General features: G+C 37.7%; 18 protein-coding genes. 17 read left to right on the top strand and 1 reads right to left on the bottom strand.

The window, feature by feature from the left end; all coding sequences use genetic code 11:
* Positions 1–17 precede the first annotated feature (17 nt).
* The 15 genes from ABGT15_RS07485 to ABGT15_RS07415 all read left to right on the top strand — a co-directional run bounded on the left by ABGT15_RS07485 (position 18) and on the right by ABGT15_RS07415 (position 10,769).
* Positions 18–872: a leucine-rich repeat domain-containing protein gene (locus tag ABGT15_RS07485; protein ID WP_367230809.1), complete on the top strand. Its 855-nt coding sequence runs from the start codon at positions 18–20 to the stop codon at positions 870–872.
* Between the two features lie 51 nt (positions 873–923).
* Positions 924–2,084, top strand: a complete 1,161-nt coding sequence (locus ABGT15_RS07480; protein WP_367230808.1) for a glycosyltransferase family 2 protein — start codon at positions 924–926, stop codon at positions 2,082–2,084.
* Positions 2,085–2,168: 84 nt separating this feature from the next.
* Complete coding sequence (locus ABGT15_RS07475) at positions 2,169–3,470, top strand: dihydrolipoamide acetyltransferase family protein (protein ID WP_367230807.1); 1,302 nt, start codon at positions 2,169–2,171, stop codon at positions 3,468–3,470.
* 89 nt (positions 3,471–3,559) lie between these two features.
* Positions 3,560–4,501 (top strand): YARHG domain-containing protein, encoded by a 942-nt coding sequence (locus tag ABGT15_RS07470; protein WP_367230806.1) that lies wholly within the window; start codon positions 3,560–3,562, stop codon positions 4,499–4,501.
* The gene (locus ABGT15_RS07465; protein WP_367230805.1) at positions 4,502–5,125 is read left to right on the top strand and encodes a DUF2306 domain-containing protein; all 624 of its coding nucleotides are present in this window, start codon (positions 4,502–4,504) and stop codon (positions 5,123–5,125) included. It abuts the gene before it with no gap.
* A gap of 41 nt (positions 5,126–5,166) precedes the next feature.
* Positions 5,167–5,940 carry an exonuclease domain-containing protein gene (locus tag ABGT15_RS07460; RefSeq protein WP_367230804.1) on the top strand — a complete coding sequence of 258 codons (774 nt, stop codon included), beginning with the start codon at positions 5,167–5,169 and terminating at the stop codon, positions 5,938–5,940.
* Positions 5,941–6,009: 69 nt separating this feature from the next.
* Positions 6,010–6,621, top strand: a complete 612-nt coding sequence (locus ABGT15_RS07455) for a fumarylacetoacetate hydrolase family protein (RefSeq protein WP_367230803.1) — start codon at positions 6,010–6,012, stop codon at positions 6,619–6,621.
* Positions 6,621–6,965 (top strand): Hpt domain-containing protein, encoded by a 345-nt coding sequence (locus tag ABGT15_RS07450; protein ID WP_367230802.1) that lies wholly within the window; start codon positions 6,621–6,623, stop codon positions 6,963–6,965. The genes ABGT15_RS07455 and ABGT15_RS07450 overlap by 1 nt, the downstream gene beginning before the upstream one ends.
* Before the next feature lie 12 nt (positions 6,966–6,977).
* Complete coding sequence (locus ABGT15_RS07445) at positions 6,978–7,325, top strand: hypothetical protein (RefSeq protein WP_367230801.1); 348 nt, start codon at positions 6,978–6,980, stop codon at positions 7,323–7,325.
* 80 nt (positions 7,326–7,405) lie between these two features.
* A complete protein-coding gene (locus tag ABGT15_RS07440) occupies positions 7,406–8,653 on the top strand; it encodes a competence/damage-inducible protein A (protein WP_367230800.1) in 1,248 nt (415 codons plus the stop codon).
* A gap of 79 nt (positions 8,654–8,732) precedes the next feature.
* Entirely contained in the window at positions 8,733–8,969 is a 237-nt protein-coding gene (rpmB, locus tag ABGT15_RS07435; RefSeq protein ID WP_026981159.1) for a 50S ribosomal protein L28, read from the top strand.
* Positions 8,970–8,994: 25 nt separating this feature from the next.
* Positions 8,995–9,177: a 50S ribosomal protein L33 gene (gene rpmG / locus ABGT15_RS07430; RefSeq protein WP_026981158.1), complete on the top strand. Its 183-nt coding sequence runs from the start codon at positions 8,995–8,997 to the stop codon at positions 9,175–9,177.
* A 46-nt stretch (positions 9,178–9,223) separates the two neighbouring features.
* Entirely contained in the window at positions 9,224–9,376 is a 153-nt protein-coding gene (locus tag ABGT15_RS07425; protein ID WP_023570098.1) for a DUF4295 domain-containing protein, read from the top strand.
* A 250-nt stretch (positions 9,377–9,626) separates the two neighbouring features.
* A complete protein-coding gene (gene ftsY, locus ABGT15_RS07420; RefSeq protein WP_367230799.1) occupies positions 9,627–10,580 on the top strand; it encodes a signal recognition particle-docking protein FtsY in 954 nt (317 codons plus the stop codon).
* A 6-nt stretch (positions 10,581–10,586) separates the two neighbouring features.
* Positions 10,587–10,769, top strand: a complete 183-nt coding sequence (locus tag ABGT15_RS07415; RefSeq protein ID WP_367230798.1) for a hypothetical protein — start codon at positions 10,587–10,589, stop codon at positions 10,767–10,769.
* Positions 10,770–10,779: 10 nt separating this feature from the next.
* Here the strand turns inward: ABGT15_RS07415 and ABGT15_RS07410 are convergent, their stop codons facing one another.
* Positions 10,780–11,853: a serine hydrolase domain-containing protein gene (locus ABGT15_RS07410; RefSeq protein ID WP_367230797.1), complete on the bottom strand. Its 1,074-nt coding sequence runs from the start codon at positions 11,851–11,853 to the stop codon at positions 10,780–10,782.
* 109 nt (positions 11,854–11,962) lie between these two features.
* On the opposite strand from ABGT15_RS07410, the gene ABGT15_RS07405 reads away from it, so the two are divergent.
* Positions 11,963–12,382 (top strand): hypothetical protein, encoded by a 420-nt coding sequence (locus ABGT15_RS07405; RefSeq protein ID WP_367230796.1) that lies wholly within the window; start codon positions 11,963–11,965, stop codon positions 12,380–12,382.
* Entirely contained in the window at positions 12,382–12,678 is a 297-nt protein-coding gene (locus ABGT15_RS07400; RefSeq protein WP_367230795.1) for a DUF721 domain-containing protein, read from the top strand. Before ABGT15_RS07405 ends, ABGT15_RS07400 begins: the two co-directional genes overlap by 1 nt.
* The last annotated feature ends 21 nt before the right edge of the window (positions 12,679–12,699 follow it).

Here is a 12,699-nt window from a genome sequence, read left to right as displayed (position 1 = left end):
TAAATTGTTGGAATGCAATGGCACAAGATGCTAATTCAAAGGAAGAACTTTTTTTTAGTGTTGATGAGGCTTTGGCTGCCAATACAAAAGTCACGCAGTTAAATTTACGCGATCAATTTCTTTTTGTGCTTCCGGACAATTTGCAGCAACTTGAAAAATTAGAATTTTTAAATCTGATGAAGAACAATTTAGAAGTTTTAGATCATCAGATTTATACTTTGAAGCAGCTGGAAGTACTGGTATACAGGCAAAATGCAGTGAAGTACATTTCAGGCGCCATAAAGAACCTGAACAAGTTAAAAAAGCTCGATTTAGCCACGAACAAACTCTCTTTACTGCCCGATGAAATGGGTAAATTGAAACGATTGCAATATTTGTATTTGTCACTTAATTCTATAGTCGCTTTGCCGGAAACAATTGGAGACTGTCAAGGATTGCTGGCTTTGGAAGCCGATAATAACCAACTTAATTATTTGCCGAGCAGTATTTCAAAGTTGAAAAAGCTGAAAGTACTCAACCTGTCCAACAACCAGTTTTATGAAATGGAAAAAGGATGGTTTGTGTTACCGGAACTGAAAGAACTCAAGCTGGAATACAACCAATTACGTTTGTTGCCCGACGACATTCATCAACTTAAAAATCTGGAAACATTACTGTTGAATTATAATAACATTGAAAAACTTCCGGAAACATTGGTAGAAATGAAACACTTGAGTTTTTTATCGTTAGCTGGTAATAATCTGACCGAATTTCCGCAAAATCTAAGTAAATTATCCGAATTGCGAACCTTAATTCTAACCGGAAACCCAATTCCTGACGAAGAAAAAAACCGAATCACGACCGAACTGCCCAATTGTAAAATCTATTTTTAATACTTTTCAACCGCACAAGAGCAATTTAGGATTTTCAACTATATTTGCTTTATGCAACTCTCGGTAATCATTCTTAACTATAACGTTTGCTACTTTCTTGAACAATGTGTTTTAAGTGTCCAAAAAGCACTCGAAAACATTGACGGTGAAATCATTGTAGTCGACAATTTTTCGATAGACGGAAGTTGTGAAATGATGAAGCAGCGTTTTCCAAATGTAAAGCTCATCGAAAACAAAGCTAATCTCGGTTTTCCAAAAGGGAATAATATTGGAGTTGCTGAAGCCAAAGGCGAATATATCTGCATTTTAAATCCGGACACGGTTGTAGCAGAAGATACTTTCGAAAAAGTGTTGCAATTTGCAAAGTCCAAACCCGATTTAGGCATTGTAGGTTGTAAACTCATCGACGGGACCGGGAACTTTCTGCCGGAATGCAAACGCGGGGTTCCTACACCTTGGGTGGCATTTACCAAAATCTTCGGGCTCTATAAATTCTTTCCGAAATCGAATCTTTTTAATAAGTATTACGCACAGCATTTAGCTGAAAACCAAACCGGTAAAGTGGATATTCTGGTTGGGGCTTTTATGGTGATGCAAAGCGATTTGTACCTTCAAGTGGATGGTTTTGATGAAAACTGTTTCATGTATTCCGATGACATCGATTTGAGTTACTTGGTTTTGAAATCGGGAAAATCGAACTATTATTTCCATGAAACGTCCGTGATTCATTATAAAGGAGAAAGTACGGTGCGCGACGGAACGTATATGAAGCGTTTTCGCGAGGCGATGCAGTTTTTCTATAAAAAACATTTTGGAGGTTCGTTTGTTTTTGATGCTTTTATGCGAATCGGCGCTTTTGCTTTTGCTTTTCTAAAGAAATCACAACAGAAACAAATTGTTTACAACATAGAGGAATACGTTTTGTTTTCTTCGGAGGAAAGCCTGAAAAATAAATTGGAAAACCAACTGCAAAAAAAGGTAATTCGCCTTACTGATATTAATGAAAATGCCTTATTTTCGCAGGCAAATTCTTCAGAAAAGCATGTAGAAATTTTGTTGGACAACAACAGTTTTTCGTTTAAAGAAATCATTTCGTTTCTGGAGAAAAATAAAAATCGAGGATTTACCTTTAAAATAATTCCTGAAGCCGCCTTCTTTATGATTGGAAGCAACAGCAGTAACGACAGAGGTGAAATAATCGAAATCAAGTAAAAAAATACAGATTGTGAAATTATAAATCGAAATAATTAGTAATTTTGCAAACCAAATACGAAAACACAACTTTAGTTTAAAGATATGGCAAAGTTTGAATTGAAATTACCCAAAATGGGAGAGAGTGTTGCAGAAGCAACAGTAACCAACTGGTTGAAAAAAGTTGGTGATAAAATTGAAATGGACGAAGCAGTACTTGAAATCGCTACCGATAAAGTAGACAGTGAAGTACCTTCGGAAGTGGCTGGAACCCTTGTGGAAATTCTTTTCAATACGGACGATGTGGTTCAGGTAGGGCAGACTATTGCGATTATCGAAACCGAAGGAGGTGCAGTAGTGGCAGAAGCTCCAAAAGCAGAAGCAGTAGCGGCACCGGTTGCTGAAGTTGCCAAAACGGTTGAAGTTGCCAAAGAAGCAGCTGCTCCGGCAGATTTTTCGGCATCGGATAAATTCTTCTCACCATTAGTGAAAAACATCGCTAAGGAAGAAGGAATCTCTTTGGCGGAATTGGAATCGATCCAAGGTTCAGGTAAAGACGGAAGAGTTAATAAAGAAGATATCTTAAATTATATCAAAAACAGAGGAAGCCAGCCAATTGCTGCGGCTCCGGTTGCTGTGGCTCCAGTAGCGACTCCGGTTGCAGAAGTGGCAAAAGCGGCTCCGGTATCGGTAAACGGTGGGGATGAAATCGTGGAAATGGACAGAATGCGTAAGCTGATTTCCAAATACATGGTGGAATCGGTACAAACTTCGGCACACGTTCAGTCGTTCATCGAAGTAGATGTGACCAACATCGTGAAATGGAGAGACAAAGTGAAAAACGCTTTCGAGAAGAGAGAAGGAGAGAAGTTAACCTTCACGCCAATCTTCATGGAAGCGGTTGCAAAAGCCTTGAAAGATTTCCCTGGAATGAATATTTCGGTTGACGGTGATTACATCATCAAACGTAAAAACATCAACTTAGGAATGGCGGCAGCGTTGCCAAACGGAAACCTTATCGTTCCAGTAATCAAAAATGCAGACCAATTAAACTTGGTAGGTATGGCTAAAGCGGTTAACGATTTAGGAAACAGAGCAAAAGCCGGTAAATTAAAACCAGACGATACACAAGGCGGAACTTACACCGTTACTAACGTAGGAACTTTTGGTTCGGTTTTCGGAACACCGATTATCAACCAGCCACAAGTAGGAATCTTAGCGTTGGGTGCGATCAGAAAAGTACCTGCAGTTATTGAAACGCCGGAAGGTGATTTCATCGGAATCCGTCAGAAAATGTTCTTATCGCACTCTTACGATCACCGCGTTGTGGATGGTGCGCTTGGAGGAAGCTTCGTAAAACGCGTTGCGGATTACTTAGAGGCTTGGGATATCAACAGAGATTTTTAATGCATTAGATTGTTTATAAGTTATAAAACCCGGTTGGAAATCTTCAATCGGGTTTTTTCTATATTTGAGTTGCTTAAATCTTTAAAAATATGAGAGTATTCTTATTTGTGGTTTTTCTTTCGCTCATCGGATGTAAAGATGCAATCAAAAACGAACAGACATTCGCGGAACGCAAACCCGATAAAATTGATTTTGTAGTACCTCAGGTTAGCAAAAGCCTGGTAGTGAATACTAAAGAAGATTTGTTGGGGTATTGGGTCGGTCGTTTTGAAGTGGATGTTACCGAAGAAGAAATGGATTCCCTGTATCAAAATGACGAAATGGAAGTGGAAATGTTAAGCAGAAAAATTACGCTTTCCATTGACGAAATTACTAATGATGAAATTAAAGGGCATTCCATTGTTTCTGGAAATATCAGCCCTTTTAAAGGAACGTTAGACGAAAGAAAAAGTGCTTTTTTAATTGCCTTGGATGAATACGAAGGTAAAAATACAGACGGTAAATTCATGTTCATGATTCATAAAAAGGATTCTGTGGTTTCCGGAAAATGGATTGCGGATCATCCGGATAAAGTAAAAGTTCGAATGAGAAAGTATCAGCTTAAAAAGCGATTGTTCCAATATGACAATAATTTATCGTTGGAAACTGTTTTCATCAATGCAGATAAGTCGAGAGCGGCCATAATTAACGATACCATAGACGGTGAAGTGGAGTCGTATGAAGAAACGTCCTATTTCGCCACGACGGAAAAACTCTTTGAAAAAAACGCTTCGAAAGAAGTATTGACAAAGGAATATGTTTCCAATCTGACAAAAGGAGATATTTACATTCTGAGAAACTCAATTTTCGCAAGGCATGGTTTTGCTTTCCGCGACAAACAATTGAGAAATTATTTTGAAAATTACGATTGGTACATGCCGGTTTTTGGAGATGTGAAAAACGAATTGACCGAAGTAGAGAAAAAGAATGTGGAACTGCTTTTGCGTTACGAACAGAATGCGATTGAATATTATGATGTTTTTGGCCGATAAATGATTGATCGTGTTTTGAAATATTCCCTCCTTTTGGGCTATGGATATTTTTCTTTTTTATTGCTGCTGATTACGTTACAGTATGTTCCTTTGGATCTTGATGTCGCTTTTTTAAGGATCAAGCAGGAAGAAATTGCGAAAGGCTATTATCAAATTGCTTTTTTTACGCATGTGTATACCAGTATTTTCCTGATGCTTTTTGCAGGATTCCAGTTTTTTGTAAAATTGAATAAAGAGAACTATTATTGGCACAAACTTTCCGGTAGACTTTACGTTTTTACAATCCTTTTTTTGTCTGGGACTTCCGGGCTTATTATGTCCTATCATGCTAATGGTGGATGGATTGCGAAAACATCTTTTTTGATACTGAGTGTTCTTTGGATTTATTTTACCGCAAAATCATGGACATGTGCAGTAAAAGGACAAATTGCAGAACATCGAAAGTATGCAATCCGGAGTTTTGCACTTACACTTTCAGCGGTTTCCCTGCGTTTGTTTAAATACATCGTTGTCTTTTTGTTTCATCCTCCTCCAATGGATACTTATAGAATTGTTGCGTGGATGGGATGGATTTTTAATCTGCTACTTGCGGAAATCATCATTTATAATAAGTTTAAAAAATAAGGTACATATCGATTATCTTTGTAACCAATACAATATTTAGCATGGAATTAAAACTCAACAGACCGATTTGTTTTTTCGATTTGGAAACTACCGGAATCGACGTAGGTAAAGACCGAATCGTAGAAATCGCAATTGTAAAAATATATCCTAACGGAAACAAAGAAAGTAAGACCTGGCTCGTGAATCCGACCATTCCGATTCCTGCTCATGCAACGGCAGTTCATGGGATTACCAATGAAAAGGTAGCTAATGAGCCTACTTTTAAAGAGTTAGCTTCTCAGGTTCATACGATGATTAAAGATTCGGATTTGGCAGGTTTTAATTCGGATAGGTTCGACATTCCGCTTTTGGCCGAAGAATTGTTGCGCGCTGAGGTAGATTTCGATATGAAAAACCGCGTATCGGTAGACGTGCAAACGATTTTCCACAAGATGGAAGAGCGAACCTTAAGTGCGGCCTATAAATTTTACTGCGGACAAACTTTGGACAATGCCCACAGTGCCGAAGCGGATACCATGGCAACTTACGAAATCTTAAAAGCCCAATTGGAGCGTTATCCGGAACTGGAAAACGATATGAAAACCCTTTCGGAATTCACCACGCGTAAAAAATCAGTTGATTTTGCCGGTTTTATTGCTTTAAATGCTGAAGGACAGGAAGTTTTTACCTTCGGAAAGCATAAAGGTGCATTGGTTGATGAGGTTTTAGAAAAAGAACCCGGTTATTTCGGATGGATTCAAAATGCCGATTTCCCATTGTATACCAAAAAGGTGTTAACTGCCATTAAATTAAGAAAACTGAATACAAAACAGTAATAAAAAGTTTTCAGTCGCAGTCACAGTTGGCAGACTGAACACTGAGACTGAACACTGAGACTGAATACTATGAAGATAATCTGCATCGGACGTAATTATGCCGACCATATTTCAGAGCTAAACAGCGAACGTCCTTCGGAACCGGTTATTTTTATGAAACCGGACACTGCTATTTTGCCCAAACAATTCCCATTTGTAATACCTGAATTTTCTAATGATGTGCATCACGAAGTGGAAATCCTGGTTAAAATTAATAAGGTAGGGAAGTACATCGACCCTAAGTTTGCACATAAGTATTATGATGAAATTGGTTTGGGAATCGATTTTACCGCAAGAGATTTACAGGCAGAATTAAAAAGTAAAGGGTTGCCTTGGGAGAAAGCGAAGGCTTTTGACGGTTCAGCGATAATAAGTGACTTTTCATCGAAAAAAAATTTCAGTTCACTTGAAAATATTAACTTTGAATTAACGAACAACGGAACTGTAGTGCAGCGTGGTAATACCAGCCAGATGTTATGGAAAATTGACGAAATAATTGCATACGTTTCTCAGTACTTCACATTGCGTACCGGCGATATTATTTTTACGGGTACGCCTTCCGGTGTAGCGAAAGTGCAACCAAATGACATTTTGGAAGGTTTTATAGAAGGACAACAACTCTTTAGAATACAAGTGAAATAATGGCTATACATTATAACTTATCAAAAGTCTATGAAATTTCGGATAACGATACCGATTTTGCACAGCAGATTATTAATCTTTTTGTAGAAGAAGTGCCTCATGAGTTAAAATTAATCAGAGAAGGTATTGAAGAAAAAGATTATCCAAAAACCTATGCCTCTTCCCATAAAATCAAACCTACCTTGGATTTGTTGGGAATGGATTTAGCCTATGAAGAGAATCTTCAGGTGATGGAATGGACTAAATCCGAAGGCAAAAGAAAAGAAATAAAAGAAGTTTTTAAAAGCTTAAAAGAACACATTGAAAACGCCCTGAAAGAAGTAAAAAAAGATTATAACTTGTAACTTTCAGATAAAATGTCCGGTACTGTTAGTGTTAAATTCAGTAGTCACTTCAAAGTGAATATCCCTCGTGAGAATGCTGAAATTTTCGAAGCTGAATTAACTCAGAGAGGAGTGAAATTCTATGTGGATTCCAATAAAAAACTATTGGAAGATTTTGTTGCGTACTCCATTCTTAATATGAACAGCGAAATAATTGAAGCTATTTTGGAAGAAAACAATATTGATGTAGTGTCTGATGTCGTTGTTTTTTCAAATATTTCCGAAGAGCGTAAAATCCTTAATCTTTATATTAAACTGATATCAGTTTTTATTGTCCTGATGATTGGTTTGCAGGTGTTTGATAAATTTATTAAACCCTAATATTTTCTTTTTCTGTTACAGTGCTTTTCTTTGGTTTTGAGAAACAGGAGTTTTATCTTTGAGCTCTATTCTGTTAAGAAATGAAAGCAACTGTAGTTACTATTGGCGACGAAATCCTAATCGGGCAAATCGTGGATACCAATTCGGCTTTTATAGCCAAATCCTTAGATAAAATTGGAATTGAAGTGTATGAAATGCTTTCCGTCAGTGATGATCGGGAGCATATACTTGAAACACTTTCGTCGCTTCAAAATGATTCTGATGTTGTAATCATAACGGGAGGTTTGGGGCCTACAAAAGATGATATTACTAAAAAAACTTTATGTGAATATCTTAATGATGAATTGGTTACAGATCCGCTTGTTTTGGCTCACGTTACTGAGCTTATTGAAGGATTTTTTAAGCGTCCGATTACTCAAATAAATAAAGATCAGGCTTTGGTTCCTTCTAAAAGCCAGGTGTTGTTCAATAAAGTAGGAACGGCTCCGGGGATGTGGATGGAGAAAGAAAACACGGTTTTTGTTTCGCTTCCGGGTGTTCCCTTTGAAATGAAGTACCTTATTGAAAACGAGGTGATTCCGAGATTGGTTTCTAAGTTCAATCGACCTTATATTGTTCATAAAACCATTCGAACCTATGGAATCGGAGAAAGTCTGCTGGCAGAACAGATTGAAAGCTGGGAGGATAATTTACCCGACTTTATTAAGTTAGCTTATTTGCCAAGTCCGGGACAAGTTCGTTTGCGTCTCTCTGCACGCGGTACAAATGAAGGTGCGCTTTATCTTGAATTAGACAGACAGGTTGAAAAACTTCATGAGATTATAGGCGAAGCCATTGTTGGTTTTGATGACGGTGAAACTATTGAAGTGGTTTTAGGAAAATTGCTAAAAGAAAAAGGCTTAACTTTGTCCACCGCAGAAAGTTGTACAGGAGGAAAAATTGCAGCGACCTTAACTTCGGTTTCGGGTTCGTCGGCTTATTTTACAGGAAGTGTGGTGAGTTATGCTACGGAAACCAAAGTAAATGTTTTGAAAGTTCCGCAGGAATTAATCGACAAACATTCGGTTGTAAGTGTAGCAGTAGCCGAAGCGATGGCTTTGGGAATTCAACAATTGATGAAAACGGATTATGCCTTGGCAACCACTGGAAATGCGGGTCCAAACAAGGGAGATGCAGATGCCGAAGTAGGAACGGTTGTAGTGGCAATGGCAACTCCAAACGGAGTTTATTCTGAGGAATTTAACTTTGGACAGCCCAGAGAAAAAGTGATAGACAGGGCGGTAACAAAGGCGTTAGAAAAAATTTACAAAGAAATTTTAAAAAACTAATCAGAATAGTTTGTGTATTAGGTTTCTTTTTTGTTACTTTGCACCCTGATTTTGAATAACGAATATAAAGATAAGTATAATGTCAAGAGTTTGTGAACTTACAGGTAAGAGAGCAATGGTTGGAAACAATGTTTCTCACGCTATGAACAAAACTAAAAGAAAGTTTAGTGTTAACTTAGTTAAGAAACGTTTCTACATTCCTGAAGAAGACAGATGGGTAACTTTAAGAATTTCTACATCTGCATTGAAAACTATTAATAAAAACGGTATTGCTGCAGTTTTGAAAGAAGCTAAAGCTAACGGATTAGTAAAATAATTCGACCTAATAATATATATCAAAGATGGCAAAGAAAGGTAATAGAATCCAGGTTATTTTAGAATGTACTGAGCACAAAGCTTCTGGTGTTCCAGGAACTTCTCGTTACATTACTACGAAAAATAAAAAAAATACTCCAGACAGATTAGAGATTAAAAAGTTCAATCCGATTTTGAAGCGAGTAACTGTTCATAAAGAAATTAAATAATTAGAAGTTTTTAGTTATAAAAATTTCAAATAAAAAATAAAGAGTCATGGCAAAGAAAACCGTAGCAACTTTACAGACAGCTTCAAAAAGATTAACTAAAGCGATCAAGATGGTAAAATCACCAAAAACAGGTGCTTATACTTTCGTTGAGTCAGTTATGTCTCCTGAAGAAGTGGATGCATTCTTAAGCAAGAAATAATTCCGTTATACAATATATAGAAAAGCTACTTTCGTATGGAAGTAGCTTTTTTATTTTTTATATTTGCAGCAATTAGAAGCCAAACGCTTAGGTGTTTTTTACATGAAGTTTCTGCTGTCCGCTGTATCTGTCATTGCGTGCTTGCGAAGCAAGCCCACCCTGCCAGGATGCCGCTCCCAACGGGGCTGGAGAAAAACGTTACAGCTTCTTTTTAACTCATAATTTTAACTCATAATTCATAATTAAAAAAATGAATTTCTTTAAAAAAATATTTTCCTCCGAAAAAAAGGAAACATTAGACAAAGGTCTTGAGAAATCAAGTACATCATTTTTGTCGAAATTAACGAAAGCCGTAGCCGGAAAATCTAAGGTTGACGACGATGTGTTGGATAATCTTGAAGAGGTTCTGGTGTCCTCCGACGTTGGGGTAAACACGACTTTAAAAATCATTGAGCGTATCGAGAAGCGGGTATCCGAAGACAAATATTTGGGAACGGACGAACTGAATAAAATCCTACGCGAAGAAATTGCGGGGCTTTTATCTGAAACCAATTCCGGAGAAGCTACCGAATTCGAAATTCCAGCCAATAAAAAACCATACGTAATCATGGTTGTGGGTGTGAATGGCGTTGGGAAAACAACTACCATTGGAAAATTGGCCTATCAGTTTAAAAAATCTGGAAAAAATGTGGTTTTAGGAGCTGCGGATACCTTCCGTGCGGCTGCCATCGACCAATTGCAGATTTGGGCAGATCGAGTTGGTGTGCCTATCGTTCGTCAGCAAATGGGTAGTGATCCTGCATCAGTTGCCTTCGATACGTTACAATCAGCCGTAGCGCAAAATGCAGATGTTGTAATCATTGATACAGCAGGTCGCCTTCACAATAAAGTAGGATTAATGAACGAACTTACCAAAGTGAAACGCGTGATGCAAAAAGTCGTTGAAGATGCGCCACATGACGTTTTATTGGTGTTGGACGGGTCTACAGGGCAAAACGCTTTTGAGCAGGCCAAACAGTTCACAGCTGCTACCGAAGTATCTTCTTTGGCAGTTACCAAATTAGACGGAACGGCAAAAGGTGGTGTAGTCATTGGAATTTCCGACCAGTTCCAGATTCCGGTAAAATACATCGGAGTAGGGGAAGGAATCGAGGATTTGCAAGTATTCAACAAATACGAATTTGTGGATTCATTCTTCAAATAATAAGCAGTGAAAAAAGTTGCAGCCTTTTTCAAAAACGCATCACCACTAAAGTTAGTGCTTGTCGGTTTTGCTTTAGGATTGATTGCAGTTTTTTTCGAAAAGCCCTATCCGAGTATATTTTTGGGCTTGCGGCTTATGGGTTATGTTTTATTCTTTTGGGCGATTATTAGATATTTCAATTCAAAATAAAATAAAGGCGTTATTCATATAACGCCTTTATTTTTTGCCAAAGGACTTCATCGAAATCAGAAAGTGCCATATTGCTCCCGTCAGCAGGATTTCCCATTCGGATCACGACCATTTTTTTGCTTGGGATTACATAAATTCTTTGATCGTTTTTTCCCAATGCGGCATACATATCACTCGGAGCCGAAGGGACTAAACTTCCGTTAAATTGTAATTGGGATTGTGGTAAATAGTAGCTTGTTTTGCCGTTCAACCACCATAAATAACCATAAGCCTGATTAATAGGTTGTGATGTTGCGACAGCATCATTAAAATACAAAGAGCTAACTATTTGTGTGCCATTCCAATTGCCTTTGTTTAAGGCTAATAAGCCAAATCGTGCCATGCTTCGTGTTGTACTGGAGTAAACGCTTAAATTATTTGCCTGCGTCCAGAACCCATCCATGCCAATTTTGTTCTTTAACTTTGTGTTGAAATAAGTATTCCAGGTTTGGTTTGTGGCTTCGGCTACCACATCCTGTAGTTTTACATAAACATTGTGGTACGCCCAGCGTGTTCCTGCATCTGCTGTATACTGAAGATTAGCCGGCGATACATCGTCACCTAAAGCATCGTTCAATCCGGACGTCATGGTTAAAAGATGGCGGGAGGTGATTAGATTTTCTTTATCGGCAGGAGCGCTTGTCCATCCTGTTCCTAAATAATCGGAAACCTTATTGTTGATGTTTAAAAAACCTTCTTCTTGCGCTATCCCGGTAACCGTGGCAGTTAAAGTTTTTCCGGCACTGGCCCAATACCAGTCTGAGTTTACTGTATGGTTGTTGAAATAATTTTCCATAACAATACGGCCGTTAACCAAAATAATGAAACCTTTTGAGTTTTTCTGGTTTAAATAATCCAGTAGTGGTTGTACGGCAGTGTTGTTCCATTGTAAATCCGAAATATTTTTTGTTTCCCAAGTGTTTCCGGTGATTGGTGGGAAATACATGGTTTCGGGCATGGGTTGTGGGCTTGGTGTCGATTCTGAGTCAGAACTGCAGCTCGTACCCATAATTCCAGTAAAGAGTATGAAGAAGAATCGTTTCATGTTTCCGGTTTTCAATATGACTTTAAAAATATGAAATAGTTTAATTGGTTTTCTTTTTATCAAAGTATTTTCAGCCTACATTTGTACTTCTAATATAAGAAATCGTCCGATGAAAAAAATAATTGCCCTTCTGTTAGTATGTTTTTCGCTTATAAGTTGCCGACAAGAGATACAAGAAACTGATTTGTCTAAAATAAACGGGTATTGGGAAATTGAAAAAGCCGAACTGCCCGATGGAACTGAAAAAAAGTATAGTATAAATACGACCATTGATTTTTTTGAGATTAAAGGAACCAAAGGATTCAGAAAGAAGGTGATGCCGCAATTGGACGGGAAATATCTTATAAATGATCTTTCGGAAAAGATCAGCATTACAAATAAAGATGGCGATTTTACTTTAAATTACACGACTTCCTACGCCAAATGGGATGAAGAATTACTGGAATTGTCGAATGATCATATGATACTCAGAAATGATCAGGATATTGAATATACCTATAAAAGATCCCAACCTTTTTCTGTAAAATAATGGCGAAACGAAACAATGAAGAAAGTCCTATAGGGAATGTCCTGAAACAGTTTATTACAGAGAATAAACTGCAGTCCGGCATGGACAAAATCAATGTACAGGAAGCCTGGAAAAACCTTATGGGGAACGGTGTAAACAACTATACTACAGAAATTCTTTTAAAAGGAGAAACGCTTTATGTGGCCTTATCTTCAGCAGTTCTGAGGGAAGAACTGAGCTACGGAAAAGACAAAATTATCAAAATGCTTAACGAAGAACTCAGAAAGGAAGTTGTTAAAGAGTTGGTTCTTAGGTAATTGTTGATATTTTAAATATTT

The sequence above is a fragment of the Flavobacterium enshiense genome, from assembly GCF_040750275.1.
GTDB lineage: Bacteria > Bacteroidota > Bacteroidia > Flavobacteriales > Flavobacteriaceae > Flavobacterium > Flavobacterium enshiense_B.
This window is presented reverse-complemented; position numbering and strand designations above follow the sequence as displayed.

Coding starts and splice junctions, on each gene's coding strand:
- ABGT15_RS07450 (WP_367230802.1), top strand. CDS start 6,621: ATGGCTATACATTATAACTTATCAAAAGTCTATGAAATTTCGGATAAC.
- rpmB (WP_026981159.1), top strand. CDS start 8,733: ATGTCAAGAGTTTGTGAACTTACAGGTAAGAGAGCAATGGTTGGAAAC.
- ABGT15_RS07425 (WP_023570098.1), top strand. CDS start 9,224: ATGGCAAAGAAAACCGTAGCAACTTTACAGACAGCTTCAAAAAGATTA.
- ABGT15_RS07485 (WP_367230809.1), top strand. CDS start 18: ATGGCACAAGATGCTAATTCAAAGGAAGAACTTTTTTTTAGTGTTGAT.
- ABGT15_RS07445 (WP_367230801.1), top strand. CDS start 6,978: ATGTCCGGTACTGTTAGTGTTAAATTCAGTAGTCACTTCAAAGTGAAT.
- ABGT15_RS07475 (WP_367230807.1), top strand. CDS start 2,169: ATGGCAAAGTTTGAATTGAAATTACCCAAAATGGGAGAGAGTGTTGCA.
- ABGT15_RS07480 (WP_367230808.1), top strand. CDS start 924: ATGCAACTCTCGGTAATCATTCTTAACTATAACGTTTGCTACTTTCTT.
- ABGT15_RS07400 (WP_367230795.1), top strand. CDS start 12,382: ATGGCGAAACGAAACAATGAAGAAAGTCCTATAGGGAATGTCCTGAAA.
- ABGT15_RS07460 (WP_367230804.1), top strand. CDS start 5,167: ATGGAATTAAAACTCAACAGACCGATTTGTTTTTTCGATTTGGAAACT.
- ABGT15_RS07440 (WP_367230800.1), top strand. CDS start 7,406: ATGAAAGCAACTGTAGTTACTATTGGCGACGAAATCCTAATCGGGCAA.
- ABGT15_RS07405 (WP_367230796.1), top strand. CDS start 11,963: ATGAAAAAAATAATTGCCCTTCTGTTAGTATGTTTTTCGCTTATAAGT.
- ABGT15_RS07455 (WP_367230803.1), top strand. CDS start 6,010: ATGAAGATAATCTGCATCGGACGTAATTATGCCGACCATATTTCAGAG.
- ABGT15_RS07410 (WP_367230797.1), bottom strand. CDS start 11,853: ATGAAACGATTCTTCTTCATACTCTTTACTGGAATTATGGGTACGAGC.
- rpmG (WP_026981158.1), top strand. CDS start 8,995: ATGGCAAAGAAAGGTAATAGAATCCAGGTTATTTTAGAATGTACTGAG.
- ftsY (WP_367230799.1), top strand. CDS start 9,627: ATGAATTTCTTTAAAAAAATATTTTCCTCCGAAAAAAAGGAAACATTA.
- ABGT15_RS07465 (WP_367230805.1), top strand. CDS start 4,502: ATGATTGATCGTGTTTTGAAATATTCCCTCCTTTTGGGCTATGGATAT.
- ABGT15_RS07470 (WP_367230806.1), top strand. CDS start 3,560: ATGAGAGTATTCTTATTTGTGGTTTTTCTTTCGCTCATCGGATGTAAA.